Below are 18,070 nucleotides of genomic sequence, written 5' to 3' on the forward strand. Positions count from 1 at the left end.
CAGGCCTTTTCCGGCTCGTAAAAAAGTTCGCCCAGTCTAGACGTTTCGAGGGCCTATAACATTCATACAAGCGCCATTCCAACCACTGATTGCGGCGTCAGGTAACGCGGAACCAGCTCATCATCCCAGCGGCGGCGTGCCCCAGCATGTGGCAATGCAACAGCCAATCACCCGGATTATCCGCGACCAGTACCACCTGGCGAGTCTGCCCACGTTCAACCAATACCGTATCACGCCAGGGACCCAGCGACCCATCCTCCAATACCAGACGGAAATGATGTCCATGCAGATGCATGGCATGTGGGAAAGCGGTTTCGTTTACGAATGCAATCCGGTGAATGCTGCCCCGCGCAGCATCCAGAAACGGATCAGATGGGCGCTCGGCGATACCGTTCAACGCCCAGAACCGCCCAAGCTGCGCCAGTTCACGCCCTGACAAGTCCGCACCGCCAAGTTGCGCGCTTTGTAACCAACGCATCGCCCCGCCCTGCAAAACCATCTGGTGCAACGGGGCGGTGCTGATCTGCGTCACCTCGGACACGGGATTGGGTGGAAGGGAAGCTATGCCATCGCGCGGGACACGGGCCGCACTTTCATTCACATCGAACCGCACCAGACCAAAGGTGCCGTCTCGCTCGACGCTGACCAGACTTGCTGTGGTCTCGGCAAGAACATCGACAATCAAATCAATCCTTTGCGCGGGGGCCAACGAGAAAGTATCGGTGACCCTCAACGGGGATTCCAGAGGCATCCCATCCAGCGCCACAATCCATCCGGCCAGGCCGTCGAGGTCTAGATCGTATATCCGGGCGTTTGATGCATTGATCAAGCGGAGCCTGAGGCGCTGGTTTCGGCCCACCGAGAAGGCCGGATCAAATACGCCATTGACGGTGACGATATTCCCAAGTCGGCCCGCATGGCTCAGATCATGGCCATTGTTGAAATCATCGGTAATCTGCGCCGTTTCCGGGTCCAGACGCCAGTCATCCAGCATCAGGGTCAAGTCCTGATCTACGTCGGGGGCCGCGACTTCCTCGACGATCAGGGGCCCATAGAGCCCACGCGCAACCTGTTCGACCGAGCGATTATGCGCATGATACCAATAGGTGCCAGCGTCAGGGACGACAAAGTCATAGTCAAAGGTTCCATCGGGCGCGACAGCCTCTTGCGTCAAGCCCGGAACCCCGTCCATCGCGTTGTCTATACGAACACCATGCCAATGGATCGACGCCGGCTGAGGAAGCTTGTTTACAAAGCGGCGTTGAACACGATCCCCTTGCCGAAACTTCAGCGTCTGGCCCGGAACCATACCCTCAAAGCCCCAGATTTCCGTTTCAGGAAACCCCTCTGGCGCAAGACGCTGACGGGCAACGCGCGCCTCAAGCTGCGGGAACTCGGCCCTCGCCGCACCCGGTAGCAACGAAGCTGCTGCCGCAGCTTGCAGGAATTGTCTTCGATTGAATGGCATTGCGGGCCTCCTGACCCGCAATATAGACCGCAACCCGCCCCGCGCCATCAAGCTTCCAGCGCGGGTGCGTCAATCAGTTGCTCGCCGTCCGGTAGTTGTGGCGATAGAAGATATGCACACCGATCTTGGCCGTCTGTTTGTAGACCCGTGCCCAGGACGGACGCACAGCTGTTGTGTGATAATGGGTCGCCCCTTCGGTCAGTTCCTTCGAAATCCCGTCAATCGCAGCGCGCGCCACTTTTGATACGCGTTCGAACGCTTTCTGTTCGTGGATCACCTCTTTGCGGCCATCACAGGTATAGGTGAACTGACACTGATATTTCTTGCCCGTGCCCTGACGGATTACTCCGCATAGGCTGTCAGGAAAACGGCTGCTTTCGACCCGGTTCAGGATCACTTCGGCCACGGCAAATTGGCCCTTGACACTTTCACCGCGGGCTTCGAAATACAGCGCCTCAGCAAGGCATTTCCAGTTTTCGTCTCCGATCGCTTTCGGCTGTTGGTCCAGCCAGTCTTTGGAGTAGGAGACTTGAATAGGTTCGGCCGACTTGCGCGGCTTGAACAATTTGAAATAGTCACGGAAACTCTGCGCCGGCAATTCATTGCGGGCGACAAGTTCTTGCTTAGCAGAATCGGTTGCTTCCCTCTCGGCGAAGGAAGCACTTGGCAGCATGGTTGCTGCCAATGTGGCAACAGCCATTATGTAACGTAGCATCAGATAACCTCGCACAGGCACTTAACGCGCCAAACCCTCCCCCGGCGGGCGCGACGAGGCATTTAGCGCAGTCTGGCGCAAACGTCCAGATCAGAAGAAAAAGCAAGTGGAAAATCGCTCGTGGAGAAGAAAAAATTCTCCACAAGAGTGCCTGTGACCCACCATTTCTTGGGTTTCAGCCCGCTGTCAACCCCCAAGTCTAGACGAAATCGCCAGTTGAGCGGCAGCCAGCCGAGCGACGGGCACCCGGAACGGAGAGCACGAGACATAGTCAAACCCAAGATCACGGCAAATGGCGATTGATTCGGGGTTACCCCCATGTTCACCGCAGACCGACAGAGTGACATCAGGCTTGGCCAGACGCCCGCGTTCAGCGCCAAGTTTCAGCAACTCTCCTACCCCATCCGGGTCCAGTACGTGGAACGGATCTTCGGTGAACACCCCCTGCCGAACATAGGCCGACATAAACCGGCCCGCATCATCGCGCGATAGGCCATAGGTCATCTGGGTCAGGTCATTGGTTCCGAAGCTCAGGAAAGACGTATGTGGCGCAATCTCTTCCGCCCGCAAACAGGCGCGCGGCGTTTCAACCATCACCCCAAGCCGATACTCAAACTCCTGCCCTTGCTCGGACGCGACTGCCGCAGCCACCGAGTCGATGCGGGACTTGACCAGCTCAACCTCGCGCTTTGCCGATACCAGCGGGATCATCACCTCGGGCACCACCGGCGCGCCGTTTTTGCTGGCCTCTAAAGTGGCTTCAAAGATCGCGCGAGCCTGCATGTCATATATCTCGGGTACGGTCACCCCAAGCCGCACACCGCGCATGCCCAACATCGGATTGTATTCCGACATCGCCTCAACCCTGCGTTCAACATCAGAGACCGGCAAATCCAGCGCCTCGGCCAATTCGCGTTGGCCGCTGCGGGTGGTCGGCAGAAACTCGTGCAACGGAGGGTCAAACAAGCGGATGCACACCGGCTGGCCTTCCATAATCCGGAACAGCTGGATGAAATCCTCGCGCTGCATGGGCAGCAGTCGTTCCAGCACCGCAGACCGCCCCGATGGGGTTTGCGCAAAGATCATCTCGCGCATGACGATCAGGCGGCCGGGATCAAAGAACATATGCTCGGTCCGGCACAGTCCGATGCCTTGCGCCTCGAAATTGCGCGCGGTCTGGGCGTCTGCCGGTGTATCCGCATTGGCCCGAATCGCAATATCCCGCTCGGCGTCTGCCCAGCCCATAAGCGTCTGAAAACAATCGTCCAAAGCCGCTTCCAGCATCGCGGGCTGCCCTGCCAGAACCTGTCCTGACGTCCCGTCGATGGTTAAAACATCCCCGGTTTTGAAAACCCGCCCATCCGGCGCAGTCAGAAGCTTTTTCTTGGTTTGGAACCGCATCCCCGACGCCCCGACGATACAAGGCAGGCCCAGCCCGCGTCCGATCACCGCCGCGTGGCTAGTCATACCACCCTTTTCCGTCAGAACCGCGACTGCCGCGTGCATCCCCCGCACATCCTCGGGCGAGGTTTCACGGCGGACGAGAATACAAGCCTCGCCCCGCGCAGCGCTGGCCTGTGCCTCAGCCGCCGTGAACACAATCTTGCCCGTTGACGCTCCGGGGCTGGCCGCGATTCCGGTGGTCAGGATATCGCGCTTTGCATCTGGGTGGACCTGACGGTGCAACAGCTCGTTCAACGCGTGCGGATCGACGCGCATCACCGCCTCTTGCGGTGGGATGATCCCGTCTTCGGCCAGCCTTACAGCAATACGCATCGCAGCGCGGGCAGACCGCTGCACGCGTACCCCATCCAGAATATGCACATGGCCGTTTTCAATCACGAACTCGACCTGCATTTCCTCGCGCAGTTTCTCGCGCATCAGGGCGGCCTGCGCTTTCAAGTCGGCAAAGGCTTTGGGCGCCAGTTCTTCTAACGACTGCCCGCGCGGGTCTTTTTCCAAGTACAGCGCCGCAACACCTTCGCCCAACGCATCACGCCCCTGGCTCTGGCTCAGATACCGCCCCGTGATCTGTGGCATTCCGGTTGTGATATCAACCAGTTGCAGCACGCCCGAGCCGCATTCGCCCTGACCGACACCGGGGATCATTTCCTGAATGACCAGCCCAAGCCCCGCATCCGCCGGGGCCCCTTTGGCCTGACGCAGCAACCGGGCCGACGTGCCATCCCACGCCCGCGCCATGGATCGCAAGACACCGACCAACTGCTCTCCGCGATCCTGTGGAAAGGCCTCGTCGGTCTCATCCTCATAGGCGCGCAGAGACAGCTTCAACCCTTCACTGCCATCAGCTTCGATGTCATCAAACACATCCGCATCCAGCCGCGCGACGTGGATGGCGTAGCTTTGCACAAATCTCAGATACAGCGCGGCGGCAGCCTCGGCCCCCATCTGGTCAGACAGGTCCACATAGCGCGCGTCGTTCATTCCGATGTTCAGAACCGCACCCGGACCACCCCAATCGGGGTCTTCGGAACTCGGCCGCACGCACAGCAAGGCCGTGTCGTCAAACTGTTCCAAGATCGCGGTAATGTCCGGCACCTGACCATCGGCAATCTGCTGCACTAGGTCAAAGGACAGCGCCACAGTACGCGGCACCGGCATGTCCAGTCGAACCAGACGTTGCAGACACTTGGCCCGCCCGCCATGGGTATTGGCGGCAACGGGCGCTTTGGGCGTGATGAGCGTGGTATGCGGGTTATTCTGCACTGCGGCACCTTTTAGCTTCGGCGCAGCATAAGCCCTTGCACCAATGGCGCAAGGGCGATCTGGCTTATCCTTCGATCTTGGTCAGATCGGCAACGCTGGAACAGATCGTGCGGATTTGGCTCAGCAGGTTCAGACGGTTGCGGCGCAGGATGTCGTTGTCGGTGTTGACCTGAACATCTTCAAAGTACGCATCCACCGGCCCACGCAAGGCGGCCATAGCGGCCATGGCGGTCGGAAAATCCTCGGCTTTCAACGCCGGATCGATCTGCTTTTGCACCTGATCCAGGGCCGCAAACAGCGCTTTTTCGCTGTCCGTTTCAGCAAATTTGACATCTGCGCCGTAGGAATATTCGACGCCGTCCTTCTCCTCGGCCTGCGTCAGGATGTTGTTGGCGCGCTTGAACCCCTGCACAAGGTTTTCGCCATCCTCAGTCGCAATTACCGCGTTCAGAGCACGGGCGCGTTTGACGAGCAGGTTAAGGTCATCATTGCCGTCCATCGCGATACAGGCGTCGATAATGTCGTGGCGGATACCTTCATCGCGGAGGAAGACCTTGAGGCGGTCGTGGAAGAAGGAGAGGAGGTCGGCCTGCTTGTCCACAAATCCTTTGGGCATCGTCGCGGACCAAGGCATGTAAGATGTTTCAGCCCGAGCACGTGCATCACCGCTAAAGGATGAATAAGGCCAGCCGAACTCGTCTTTGTAGATACCTGCGACCCGATCCGCATCTGGCATAGCTTGCGTGTTGACTGTTTCATCCTCCGGCCGCCAGTTCAGCGACAAAGGCCGCCATCCTACAGCGCGCGAGAACGCAAATTCGAAAGCTGCGCTCACATCCCGTTTGTTCGCATTCTCGTCAACATAAGCCTGCATTGCTCGGACATAGGCCAGTTCTGGTTCTTGTCCGATTTCGATGGCCTTGTTGACAATATCTGCAATCGACAGACCCAGCTTGTTCTCCAGAACCAACCGAATAACCCCCAGCGCCGCGCGCCGCAGGGCAAACGGGTCTTTCGATCCGGTGGGCTTCTCATCAATCGCCCAGAAGCCGGTCAGCGTATCCAACTTGTCGGCCAGCGCCACAGTCACCGAGAGCGGCGCAGTCGGCACGTCATCTGACGGACCCAGCGGCGAATAGTGCTCCTGCGCCACAGCGGCCACGGCAGCGTCTTCGCCTGCGGCTTCGATATAATAGCGCCCCATAAGCCCCTGAAGTTCAGGGAATTCATAGACCATCTCGGAACTCAGATCGGCCTTGGCCAAACGCGCGGCTTTTTCGGCCTGATCGGCATCCGCGCCGGTCACCGGGGCCAATTCGCGGGCCAGTGCGGCGATGCGGTCGATGCGCTCGGCCTGCGTACCCAGCTTGTTGTGGAAGGTCACATTCTCCAGCGCGCGGGTCCATTGGGTGATGTCCGATCTGGCGACGCGCAGGTCGTTCTCCCAGAAGAATTTCGCATCAGCCAGACGGGCCGAGAGCACCTTTTGGTTCCCCGCCAAAATGGTCGCGCCGTTGTCAGCGGTCTCGCGGTTAGCAACGGTAATGAAGCGTTCGATCCGGCCCGTTTTCGGGTTCTTCACGGAAAAGAACTTCTGATGTTCTTTCATCGAGGTCTGCAGCACCTCGGGCGGTAGGCCGAGGAACTCCTCATCGATCTGCCCCATCAGCACCACGGGCCATTCGACCAGACCGGCAACCTCAGCCAGCAGACCCTTATCCTCGACCACCTCAAGACCGGCGGCAAAACCCATGTTCTGGGCGTCGTTCCAGATATGCTCGGCGCGTTCCTCGGGTGACAGCATCACGAAGGCGCGTTTCAGCTGGGCTGCGTAGTCCTCGAATGATGTGACCGAGAACCGGTTCGACGCCATGAAACGGTGGCCTTCGGTGGTATCTCCGGCTTTGATCCCTTCAATCTCCAATGGCACAACCTGCGCGCCCGTCTCATCGCTGAGGATGCACAGGATCGAGTGCAACGGCCGTACCCAGCGCATCGGGCCACTGCCCCAGCGCATCGATTTAGGCCAAGGGAAGTTGCGGATGGTTGCGTCCAGCACTTCGGCCACGATCTGGGCGGCAGGTCGCCCGGCTTTCTCAATCGTGGCGAAATAAACAGCGCCTTTGGGCGTGTCGCGTTCTTCCAACTGATCCCGCGTCAGGCCCGCGCCACGCAGGAAGCCTTCGATGGCTTTGTCAGGGGCGCCAACCTTGGGGCCTTTGCGTTCCTCACGGATCGTCGGGCTTTCTGCCAAAACCCCTTCGACCGCCAACGTCAGACGGCGCGGCGTCGTCAGGGCAGCGGCCCCAGCATAGGTCAGACCGGCCTCGACCAAACCATCGGTGATCCGCTTTTTCAGCTCATCTCCGGCGCGGGTCTGCATGCGCGCGGGGATCTCTTCAGAGAACAGTTCGATCAACAGGTCGGGCATTGTCGGTCCTTAGAAATTCACAATCGTCTGAATGACGATGGCATTGGCGATATCCACAAAGAAGGCGGATACAAGGGGCAGCACGATAAAGGCAATAGGCGACGGACCATATCGCTTGGTTACGGCTGTCATATTTGCAATTGCGGTGGGGGTTGCGCCCAGGGCGAAGCCACCGAACCCAGCGGCCAGAACGGCGGCGCGGTAGTTCGAGCCCATGACGGGGAACAGAACCCAAAGCACGAAGATAACCGCAAACAGGGTCTGGGCGGTCATGATCACCGCAATGGCAAGCCCGAGTTCAGCAATAGTCCACAACTGCAAGCTCATGAGCGACATGGCCAGAAAGGCCCCCAGCGCAAATTCCGAGATTAGCGCCAAGGATGGGGTCCGTGACACTTTGGGCGCACCCGGAAAGACGGCCGTGCGCAGATTAGCAATGACAATGCCCATGATCAGGCAGGGCACGAACAGAGGTAGTTTCAGGCCCGCAGCGCTGATCACCTGATCCAGCCCATATCCCGTGATGATTGCCAGGTTCAGATACAGCAACACCCGCATGATCGTCAGGTGGTTGATCTGGGTTTTTGCCTCCGTGGCGTCATCGGGCAGGCCGACGCTGTGTTCTTCTTCTGGCCTGCTTGGGCTGAGGTTTCGCCCTTCGATCAGAAGGCGCGCAATGGGGCCGCCTACAAGGGCGGCCAGAACCAGACCCAAAGTCGCAACGGCAACGCCCAGTTCGGTCGCACCGTCCAGCCCCGTCGCCTCGGCCACTTCGGGGGCCCAAGCAATCGCGGTTCCGTGCCCCCCGATCAGCGCGGCAGACCCAAACAGAACCCCCGCCTGTGCAGGATAACCAAACAGCACCGCACCTGCCGCGCCGATGACGTTCTGGAACACGATGGTCGCCAAGGTCAGGATCAACAACAAAAACAGAGGCTTGCCGCCAGCGATCAGATCCGACAGGCGGGCGTTCAGTCCAATCCCGGCAAAGAACAGAACCAGAAGGAAATCACGGGCTGTCAGGCCAAATGACAGCTCAATGCCAAACAGCAGGTAGAGCAGCAGAACGACAATTGATGCCAGCAGCCCCCCAGTTACCGGCTCGGGGATGTTGAAGCTGCGCAACGCAGAAACCCGGGCGTTGATCTCAGCCCCGATCAGATAGACTGCAAAGCCCAGCGTGGCCGTCAGAAAATCGGGGATTTCGACGACATGGCTCACAGCGTTTCCCTATTCCTGCGGTCTGGGCGGGCATTCTTCACCCACCACGGTACCGTCATAGGCCTTTTCACCGCAATTGTTGAGCGCGTGCCAGACATAGCCTTTGCCGTCTTGCGTCACGGCCACGATGCGATCAACGCCATAGTGGATATTCTTAGTGCCAATGAACGCTTGCGCCTGCCCATCCTTCAGCGCATCCGCCAAGGCGGGCGCGTCGTAGCAATCGAACCAACCCGGCGCGGTCAGGGGTTCAGGGTTTTGTGCAGGAGTGAAAGCGGTCATCTGATCTGGCGTCAGGTCCGTCTCGAAACACGCCCGGTAGCGAATCGGAGAGCTATCGGCATCGATTGCCTGAAACGCGGTATAGGCAATCGCTTGGGGCTGATCCGCCCCCGTCGCCAGCAAAAGCACATCCTGACCGGGCTGCGGTTCGACCTCGTAATAGAAACCATAGACCTGCAGATAGTACATTCCTCCGCCCGCCAAAGCGGCCGACAACAACAGGATCAGAGCGAGCAATTTTCCGGTCATCTATGACGCCTCTTTCATATTGGCAGAAAATAGGACAGGGTCCGCAGCCGTACAGGATGAAACGAGGCAATACGCATGGATACCACCCTTGCCGTCGGTTTTTTTGGTGCGCTGTTTGCGATCATGAACCCGGTCACAAACCTGCCGGTGTTTCTGAGTGTCACACAGGATCTTCCCGTAGCGGACCAGCGCAAAGTTGCCGCGAAAACAGCGACCTACTGCCTGATCCTGGGATCGGCCTTTGCCCTGATCGGCAATCAGGCGCTGGGACTGTTTGGCATCAGTGTCGATGACCTGCGCGTGGCCGGTGGTCTGGTCGTTCTGATGATCGGGCTGAACATGCTGAACGGGAACGAAAGCAGCTCGCATCATGGAACCGAAGGAGAGAAGAAATCTTACCCGGCACCCGACACGGTGGCGTTTTATCCGCTGGCCTTTCCAATTCTGGTCGGCCCCGGCACGATCACCACATTGATCTTGTATGCAAGTCACATCAAGAAGCCCATTGAAGCCATTGCTTACGCAGGTGTTTTTCTGGTCGTCGTCGCGATGCTGTTCGTCACATTCTGGAACGCCTCGGCCTTGGCCAAGCGCCTGTCCGAAAATGCCCGCGTGATCATGAGCCGCTTTATGGGCATGATCCTGTCGGCCATCGCCATTAGCATGATCGCCGACGGCCTTAAGGTGTTGCTGCCCGGATTGGCCTGAGCCGCGCATCAGGCCCCGAACCCGGCGGCCTCGGTCTGAACAAACGCATCGGCACATTGCTTGGCCAGGGTTCGAACGCGGCCGATATAGGCCTGCCGTTCGGTGACCGAGATCACCCCGCGCGCGTCCAGCAGGTTGAAAATATGTGACGCCTTGATGCACTGATCGTAAGCGGGATGTGCCATGACGATGCGCTTGCCGGTCTTGGGATCATCATGATCCTGCGCCAGAATGGTGGCGCATTCCGCTTCGGCCTCTTCAAAATGGCGCAGCAAGACCTCGGTATTGGCCACGTCAAAGTTCCAGCGTGCGTATTCTTCTTCGGTTTGCTTGAAGATATCGCCATAGGTCAGCGGGCTGGGCGACTGAGGGTCATTGAACGGCATGTCCATCACATGGTCGATGCCCAGCACGTACATCGCCAAACGTTCCAGACCATAGGTCAGCTCGCCTGAGACCGGCGCGCAGTCATGGCCACCCACCTGTTGGAAATAGGTGAACTGGCTGACTTCCATACCGTCGCACCAGACCTCCCACCCAAGGCCCCAGGCGCCAAGGGTCGGGCTTTCCCAGTCGTCCTCGACAAAACGGATGTCATGCAGCTCCATGTCGATGCCGATGGCCTCGAGGCTGCCCAGATAGAGCTCCTGCAAGTCCGGCGGGCTGGGTTTGATCAGAACCTGATACTGATAGTAATGCTGCAGCCGGTTGGGGTTTTCACCGTAACGTCCATCCGTTGGACGGCGCGACGGCTGAACATAGGCTGCAGCCCAGGGTTTGGACCCCAGCGCACGCAATGTGGTCGCAGGGTGGAACGTCCCTGCCCCGACTTCCATGTCATAAGGCTGCAGAATCGCACAGCCTTTCGAGGCCCAATAGGTCTGAAGCCGCAGGATTATTTCCTGAAAAGAACGCGGTGCGCTGGACGGTTCGGTCATGACATTCCCTTTGGGCGCTACATGCACCCGGTTCCGGTCGGTTTTGCCCTTCCTATGCAAGGGGCCAAGGGGCGTCAACGGGCCAATCGGCGCATGCTGTATCTGCACAGCCACACAGTTAAATCTGCGTATTCGCGCCATGGTATTCAGACCGCGAAATCGCGTATTCTGCGCGAAATGTTCAACACTGCATAAAACGGGCAGAATATGACACGAGTTTTGACGACATTTCTTTTGTTTCTTCTATTGGGGGTGCACACCGCCTCTGCACAGCAAGACCAAGGCGTTTGGGTACAGGTTGAAGCCCAACCATCGCTGCGTGAAGCACAGGATCGAGCGCAGGCCTATGCCAGTGCTCTGCCCGATGTAAACGGGTTCCGCCTGAACAGTGGCTGGTACGCAATTGTGATCGGCCCCTATGCCCGCAGCGACGCGGAACAGGTTCTGCGGGTCTATCGCGCCGAGGGACAAATCCCGCGCGACAGCTTCATTGCGTTCTCCAACGATCTTGGTCAGCAGTTTTGGCCGATAGGCGTGAATCTTCTGGATCGCGGGATAATTGCGCCCCCGGTTGAACCGGAACCACAGCCGGAACAGAACCTGTCAGAGCTTACCCCGCAGGACGCAGACGAAACACGCGCCGAAGCGCTACAGTCCGAACGATTGCTAACTGCACAGGAGCGCAAAGATATGCAAACCGCATTGCAGGCCGCTGGTTTCTACAACTCGTCCATCGATGGCGCATTTGGTCAGGGCACCCGCCGCTCGATGGGCGATTGGCAACGGTTCAATGGCTATGAGCCGACCGGCGTTCTAACCACCGTGCAGCGCAAGGCGCTGATTGATGACTATAATGCTCCGCTGATCAGCGTCGGGATGGCATCATATGCCGACGATCAGGCGGGCGCATCGCTGGACATGCCGCTGGGCGCTCTGGAATTTGATCGCTACGAGGCTCCGTTTGTCCATTTCAAATCAAGCTCTGATATCGGGGCTCAGGCGCTGTTGATCTCGCAGGAAGGCGACAAATCCACCTTGCGCGCGCTCTACGAAGTGATGCAGTCACTGGAAATCGTACCACTTGACGGCCCGCGCGAGCTGCGCGGTGATCGGTTCTCGTTGGAAGGTCGCGGAAACGGCATTGTTTCGTTCACACAGGCCTCGCTGAAAGACGGGCAGATCAAAGGGTTCACTCTGGTCTGGCCCGAAGGGGACGAGGCGCGTCGCCTGCGCGTTCTGGCCGCGATGGTGCAAAGCTTTGCGACCACCGATGCGGTTCTGGACTCCGCGGCAGGCGCATCGGCGGATCAGCGGATCGACCTGATCTCGGGCCTGCAAGTGCGCAAACCGCGCCTATCGCGCTCGGGCTTCTTTGCAGATATCAACGGGGCGGTTCTGACCGTATCTGAGGCGGCTGATAACTGCACCCGGATCACACTGGACGGCGATCAGGAGGTTCAGGTGGCCTGGACCGATGCCGATCTGGGTGTTTCGGTCCTGCGCCCCAGCCAGGATCTTGCACCCATAAGTGTGGCCGCGTTCAGCGCGGACACGCCGCGCATTCAATCCGAGGTCGCGGTATCCGGCTTTTCCTATCAGGGTGCGCTTGGCGCCCCGACACTAACGTATGGGCAGATCGCAGATATCCGTGGTCTAAACGGTGAAGAAGGTGTGAAACGTCTGGCCCTGAACGCCCAGCCCGGCGATGCGGGCGGCCCTGTCTTCAACGACAGTGGCAATGTGGTGGGCATGTTGCTTCCAACTCCGACCGAAGGGCGCACCCTGCCCGCCTCGGTCAGCCTGGCCGCAACCGCCGCGCGTTTGACAGATGTGTTGACCCAGGCCGGTGTGTCCGGACAGCCCAGTCAGGAAAGCACACAAATCTCACCCAACGAGTTGAACCGCCGGGCGACAGGCATGACTGTGCTAGTCCATTGCTGGGACTAAGCTTGCCACACTGGTAAATCAGAAAGCGCCGCAGTTCTCTGCGGTGCTTTTCGTTTCACAGGATATCAGGCGTGATGTAGATCAGCGTTGGGCCGTCGGCCTCGAACGCGGCGCGCACGGCATCCTGCAGCGCATCCAGCGTAGAGGGTGCTGCAGACCGCGCGCCAAATGCCTCAGCTAGTTTGCAGAAATCGGGATTGCGCGCCACAACCGCATTTGGGGCGATCTGGCCGCGGACCATACTGTCCTCGATCTCTTTCAACTTACCATTGTCCCACAGGATAATGGGCAGAGGCAGACCCAGCTCCACCGCAACGCCCAGTTCCTGCATCGTATAGTGGAACCCGTAGTCTCCGGCGATCACGGCTGTTGGTTTGCCTCGTCGCCCGATCGCCCCGCCGATCCCGGCGGGTAGAGCATAACCCAACGTGCCAAAGCCTGTGGGGTGGTGCCAATGGTGGGGATAGGCCATATCCCAGACTTCTTTCGCGACATAGGCGAACTGCGTCATGTCGGAATAGATCATCGTATCGGCAGGCATCGCGGCGCGCAGGGCGTCGATAACAGGCACGATGCCCGGCCGTTCGGCATCCACCTCTGCCCGCCAGCGGGCACGCGCTTCGGCAACCTCCTCCGCGGTCCAGCCCGTGGCAGGTTTGGCATCTTCGGTGACCGCCCATAGCACCCGTGCGAAACTTGCACTATCCGCCTGAATTTTGACGGCAGCCCGGTGATGATCCGAAAGCACCTCGGGGTCCAGATCAACGCGGATCAGGGTGGCTTTGTGCCCCAGTTCGCGCCGCCACAGATCGACCTCTCCCAGCTCTGCGCCAACCGCGACTACCAGATCAGCTGAAGCGATGACATCGGCGCTGCCGGGTCGGGGCAGCATCGCCCCGAAATCCAGCGGATAGTTCACCCCGGCCATCCCGCGTCCGGCATAGGTGGTGAAACAGGCCGCGCCCAACTGTGTCAGGATTTGCCGCCATTCGTTCGACCGGCAACCGCCCCCCAGAATGAACAACGGTCGTTTGGCAAGGTTCAGCAGAGAGACAACCGGCGCCACATCGGGCGGCTGTGCCTTGGTGCGCAACGCTGACTGGTTCGGAAACGGGGCTGGATCGGCATCTGCTTCCAACTTGGTAATCGGCACCTGAATATGCTTGGGCCGGGGGCGATTGAGCTCGAACTCCTCAAATGCGCGTTCCACCAACCCATAGGCTGCTAGCGCGGTATTGGCCTGTGCGGACCAGTCTGCGACAGTTCCCGCTGCAGCTTGCTGATCCTTCATCTGATGCAGTTGGCCGCGATACTCCTGCGTTTCGTCCAGACAGGATGAGAGAACCAGCATCGGCACTGAGTCGCTGTAGGCCTGCCCCATGGGCGTCATGATGTTGCATAGCCCCGGCCCCGTGATCACATAAGCCACACCCGGTGTACCGGTCGCACGGGCATATCCATCCGCCATGAACCCCGCCCCTTGTTCGTGCCGCGCCAGAATATGGGTTATCCCCGCCTCTTCGATACCGCGGTACAGTTCCTGATTGTGCACACCTGGAATGCCAAAGATCACATCGACGCCTCGATCCCTGAGCATATGCGAAAGTTGCGCGCCAAGGGGTCTTTTCATCAGCTTCTCCAGAATTGAACGGTAAAGATTGCATAGACGGCCAACAGCTCCAGCCGTCCCACGAGCATGCCGATGATCAACAACCACTTCGCCGTATCGTTCAGCCCGGAAAAGTTGCCTGCCGGCCCGATCTGATCACCTAGCCCCGGGCCAACATTGGCCAGTGCGGTGGCGGCCCCTGAAACCGAGGTGATGAAATCCAACCCAGTCAACGCAAGCGCCCAAGACAATACGCCCATAGACAGCACAAAGAACATGAAAAAGCTCATGACCGAGGTCAGAACATCCCGGCTGACAGGGCGGCCGTCATACAAGGGTACAAACACACCATGTGGTGATCGAATGCGCCGGATTTGCGTTTTGATCGACGCAAACAGCAGTTGATAGCGGAACACTTTGATCGAACAGGCGGTCGAGCCCGCGCAACCGCCAATCAGGCCGATCAAGAAAAACAACATGATCGCAAAGCTACCCCAGCTCATATAGTCGACACTGGCATAACCGGTGCCTGAAATGATCGAGGTGATGTTGAACAGGGATTCTCGGAAGGCCTGTTCCCAATGGTGTGGAAACACAGATGTCAGGAACACCGACATGACGACGACCAGAACCAATATCGTGGCTATGAATGCTCTGATTTGACTGTCACGCCACAGTGAAAACGTGTGCCCGTTGGCAAGTTGCACGTAGCGCACAAAAGGCAGTGCCGCCAAAATCATGAAAACCGATGCGGCATATTCCGACGGCCCTGTAAACGTCCCGAATGAGGCATCATAGTTCGAAAACCCGCCTGTCGAGATAGTCGTAAAAGCGTGCACCAGCGCATCGAAAAAACCCATGCCCAGTGCTGCGTAGACCAACATGCAGACAACCGTCAGGAATACGTAGATCAAGGATATCTGACCCGCAATCTCTTGCGCGCGTGGCAGGATTTTCCCCATGGTTTCAAACCCTTCCGAACGGAAAATCTGCATCCCGCCCACGCGTAGCTCGGGCAGGAACACCATGGCGACAACAATGATACCAATGCCGCCCAGCCACTGCAAAATGCCACGCCAAAGCAACAAACCTTGAGGCATATCATCCAGACCCGAAATGACGGTTGAACCAGTGGTGGTCAGCCCTGACATCGCCTCGAAATACGCATCGACAAAACGCAGTTCAGTTTCACCAAACAGAAACGGGATCGCCCCAAAGACCGGCAAGGCAACCCAGACGCCCGTGGTCAGCAAAAAGGTCTGCCGAATGGTCAGGCCCTCGCCCACCCCGTTCGAGCAGCTGATGGCCAGAACCGAACCTGCCAGCATGGTGATGATGGCGCTTTCCAGAAAGACATGCCATTCGCCGCGTCCTTCGATCAGGTCGGCAACCATAGGCGGCAGCATGGTCGCCCCAAGAATGGCGACCAGCAAGCCAATCACATATCCGACCGGGCGAAGATCCATCATGAGGCGCAGCGTTGGCGCGCCGACCCGACCGTGTCAAGCAGATGATCCGCGATTATTCGTCGGAACTCTGGGTTGCCTTGGGCATTGCAGGCGGTTTTGACGGCGCGCGTGTACGGCGGGCTTGAGGTTTCGGTGCTTCGGCCGCCTGCGCTGCTTTCACCGCAGTCGCCTGCCGCGGCTTGGACGCGGCTTTAGGGGCAGCTGCCGTTTTTGCAGGTGTTGCAGTGGCGTTTGCGACCGTGGGCTTAGGAGTAACCGGTTTTGAAGCCCGCGCTTTCGGCGCTGGTTTCGCCGCGACGGGTTTGGCAACGGCGGGCTTTGGCGGTGCAGCCTTTGTTACGGGCGCTGCAGGTTTGGGGACTGCAGCTTCAGCTTTGACAGGCGCTTTGGCTACGGCTGTAGGCATTGCCACCGGCTCGGATTTGACCACTGGCGTGGGCTTTGCTTCAGGTGCAGGTTTAGCTGCTGTGCGCGGTTTGGCCTTGAACTTCGCTGTTGTTGCTGCCGCTTTGGGCTTTGCTGTAGCAGTCGCCTTAGGCTTTGATGCAGCGGTTTTTTTTGCCGGGGTGGCTTTGGCGCGTTTTGCGACAGGTTTCTTGGGTGCAGGCGTTTTGGTTACGGGGGTCGACCCCAGTGCCGTCGTCTGCACTGCCTGAACCTGAGCCAATGGAAATTCCATTGCCGAGCGGGCAACGATTTGCATGATCTTGATTTGGCTCACCATGGCGTAACCAGCCACGCGAAATGCCGCTGCCTGAAACTCCAGCGGTTGGGTAATTGGATTCATTACATGTCTCTCCTGTAACAGCGAAGCAGTTTAAAATCTGAGGATGAGTGTCCCTGTCCGCCCAGATCATCTGGGCAGAGCTTTGGGTATTGCAGTCCAAGGCGTAGCACGTCTCGGTGTCCTTCCGGGGCAGCACGCAGGTCAAAGCCCGTCATGCGGCAGCTGCATTCCCTAACATTCTTACACTACAATATCGCGCAAGTGCAGCATTCTTGCTGCAATGCGGCGATAGAGCGCTGATACGGGTTCTTTGTGATGAAAATCCAGGCGCTTAGGCGCTGTCGTTACCCGACGTGGAAAAGGGTTGTGAACAATCTTGGGTCCAGACTGACCGACTCGAAGGTGGGCCCCTCGGTCAAAACCGAAACCGCGTCATGGCTGTGCAGACTTTCCTGATGGCTTGCGATCACACGGAAATCTCCGACATGATGGTCGGCCAACAGTTCGGCACAGAACAGCCGTGCCGCATCTTCAACAAAAATCGGATTGGCCGCGTTCAATTCGGCAAAGGCCTGTTCATCTTCACGTTTCACCATGACCTGCGTTTCTGTCGGCACGGCGCGGCGGCACAGTTCGATCAGGTCTTCGAACCACAGACAATCTGCATCGCAATCCACCACAACGGAAATCCGCGCGACCGAACGCTGAGAGTGCGGCGTTGCAAGCTGTCCCCGCTGCGACCGCGCATGCTCGCTCAGCTCCAGCGAACAGGGGCAAGTTGAAGAATAGACATAGTCCAGATGCATGATCTTTTGGCGCACGCCATTCTGTTCGACCAATTCCAGCGCAATATCGTAATACTGATAGCCTTCCAGCCCCGACCGCAGGCTTTCGACCTTCGCCGGATAGGAAAACCGCATCTGGATGCGGGCATCGAAACTGTCAAGATCGGTCAGATAATCGCTCAGCGCGGCCTCGATCACCTCGAAGCTGAACGTCCTTTCCGCATGTTTGTAGAAAGACCGCATGATCCGGGACATGTTGATGCCCTTCTTCTCGGCCTCAAGGCTTACGGTGCCTGTGATCGAGGTCTCAAGCGTCAGGTCATCGCCGCCCTTGCGATGAAATCGGATTGGCAGGCGGAAATTGGAAATCCCGACATGCTGGATCTGCTGCTTTGCACCACGGATCAAACTAGAGGGACCGTTTTGCAGATCGGGTAGCGAGGCGCGATAGGCGGCATCCACCGCAAATTCTTCGGGATATTCCCGCGCAAGCGCCGGATAGTTCTGTGCATTGAACCCTGGAATCAGCCGTGCCACGGCAGGATCAAGCTGCGAAATCTCAAGAGCTGACGCAGTCTCGGCCCATTTGCGCAGCAGCTTCAGGGCGGCGGCGGCCTCGTCACGGTCCGGAGTATCAATATCGCGCGGATGAACGTTCATTGGCTAAGGGTCCTCGATTGGTCATCCTTGATATAGATGACTGCAGTTCGTTTGCCAGTGTAGCGTTTTACGGACGCGATACCATTCCGGATTGAAATGAAATGAAAAATACCGGCGTTTTTAGGCCGATACCG

The 18,070-nt window shown here is 58.5% G+C and carries 13 protein-coding genes; 3 read left to right on the forward strand and 10 right to left on the reverse strand.

All coding sequences use genetic code 11. The features are described from left to right. Positions 1–97 precede the first annotated feature (97 nt). The 6 genes from ABLN87_RS04535 to ABLN87_RS04560 all read right to left on the reverse strand — a co-directional run bounded on the left by ABLN87_RS04535 (position 98) and on the right by ABLN87_RS04560 (position 9,093). Positions 98–1,468 (reverse strand): multicopper oxidase family protein, encoded by a 1,371-nt coding sequence (locus ABLN87_RS04535; RefSeq protein WP_353007904.1) that lies wholly within the window; start codon positions 1,466–1,468, stop codon positions 98–100. Between the two features lie 73 nt (positions 1,469–1,541). Then, a complete protein-coding gene (locus tag ABLN87_RS04540; RefSeq protein WP_353007905.1) occupies positions 1,542–2,183 on the reverse strand; it encodes a cell wall hydrolase in 642 nt (213 codons plus the stop codon). A gap of 186 nt (positions 2,184–2,369) precedes the next feature. Further along, the gene (locus ABLN87_RS04545; protein WP_353007907.1) at positions 2,370–4,910 is read right to left on the reverse strand and encodes a putative PEP-binding protein; all 2,541 of its coding nucleotides are present in this window, start codon (positions 4,908–4,910) and stop codon (positions 2,370–2,372) included. Between the two features lie 64 nt (positions 4,911–4,974). Continuing rightward, entirely contained in the window at positions 4,975–7,341 is a 2,367-nt protein-coding gene (gene glyS, locus ABLN87_RS04550) for a glycine--tRNA ligase subunit beta (RefSeq protein ID WP_353007908.1), read from the reverse strand. A 9-nt stretch (positions 7,342–7,350) separates the two neighbouring features. Further along, positions 7,351–8,562, reverse strand: a complete 1,212-nt coding sequence (gltS, locus tag ABLN87_RS04555; protein WP_353007909.1) for a sodium/glutamate symporter — start codon at positions 8,560–8,562, stop codon at positions 7,351–7,353. A gap of 9 nt (positions 8,563–8,571) precedes the next feature. Next, positions 8,572–9,093 carry a DUF6446 family protein gene (locus ABLN87_RS04560; protein WP_353007910.1) on the reverse strand — a complete coding sequence of 174 codons (522 nt, stop codon included), beginning with the start codon at positions 9,091–9,093 and terminating at the stop codon, positions 8,572–8,574. Between the two features lie 75 nt (positions 9,094–9,168). On the opposite strand from ABLN87_RS04560, the gene ABLN87_RS04565 reads away from it, so the two are divergent. Further along, positions 9,169–9,801, forward strand: a complete 633-nt coding sequence (locus tag ABLN87_RS04565) for a MarC family protein (RefSeq protein ID WP_353007911.1) — start codon at positions 9,169–9,171, stop codon at positions 9,799–9,801. Positions 9,802–9,809: 8 nt separating this feature from the next. Here the strand turns inward: ABLN87_RS04565 and ABLN87_RS04570 are convergent, their stop codons facing one another. After that, positions 9,810–10,739, reverse strand: coding sequence for a glycine--tRNA ligase subunit alpha (locus ABLN87_RS04570; protein WP_353007912.1), 930 nt, complete (start codon positions 10,737–10,739; stop codon positions 9,810–9,812). A 207-nt stretch (positions 10,740–10,946) separates the two neighbouring features. Between ABLN87_RS04570 and ABLN87_RS04575 the strand changes: the two genes are divergently transcribed. Beyond that, positions 10,947–12,686: a serine protease gene (locus tag ABLN87_RS04575; RefSeq protein WP_353007913.1), complete on the forward strand. Its 1,740-nt coding sequence runs from the start codon at positions 10,947–10,949 to the stop codon at positions 12,684–12,686. Positions 12,687–12,741: 55 nt separating this feature from the next. Here the strand turns inward: ABLN87_RS04575 and ABLN87_RS04580 are convergent, their stop codons facing one another. Both ABLN87_RS04580 and ABLN87_RS04585 read right to left on the reverse strand, forming a co-directional pair. Further along, on the reverse strand, positions 12,742–14,316 hold the full coding sequence (locus tag ABLN87_RS04580; protein WP_353007914.1) for a 5-guanidino-2-oxopentanoate decarboxylase: 1,575 nt from the start codon (positions 14,314–14,316) through the stop codon (positions 12,742–12,744). Beyond that, a complete protein-coding gene (locus tag ABLN87_RS04585) occupies positions 14,316–15,764 on the reverse strand; it encodes a TrkH family potassium uptake protein (protein ID WP_353007915.1) in 1,449 nt (482 codons plus the stop codon). Before ABLN87_RS04585 ends, ABLN87_RS04580 begins: the two co-directional genes overlap by 1 nt. 224 nt (positions 15,765–15,988) lie before the next feature. On the opposite strand from ABLN87_RS04585, the gene ABLN87_RS04590 reads away from it, so the two are divergent. Further along, complete coding sequence (locus ABLN87_RS04590; RefSeq protein ID WP_353007916.1) at positions 15,989–16,420, forward strand: hypothetical protein; 432 nt, start codon at positions 15,989–15,991, stop codon at positions 16,418–16,420. 415 nt (positions 16,421–16,835) lie between these two features. On the opposite strand, the gene folE2 is transcribed toward ABLN87_RS04590, so the two are convergent. Continuing rightward, positions 16,836–17,936, reverse strand: a complete 1,101-nt coding sequence (folE2, locus tag ABLN87_RS04595) for a GTP cyclohydrolase FolE2 (protein WP_353007918.1) — start codon at positions 17,934–17,936, stop codon at positions 16,836–16,838. Between the last annotated feature and the right edge of the window lie 134 nt (positions 17,937–18,070).

Source organism: Ruegeria sp. SCP10 (assembly GCF_040329495.1).
Classification (GTDB): Bacteria; Pseudomonadota; Alphaproteobacteria; order Rhodobacterales; family Rhodobacteraceae; genus Ruegeria.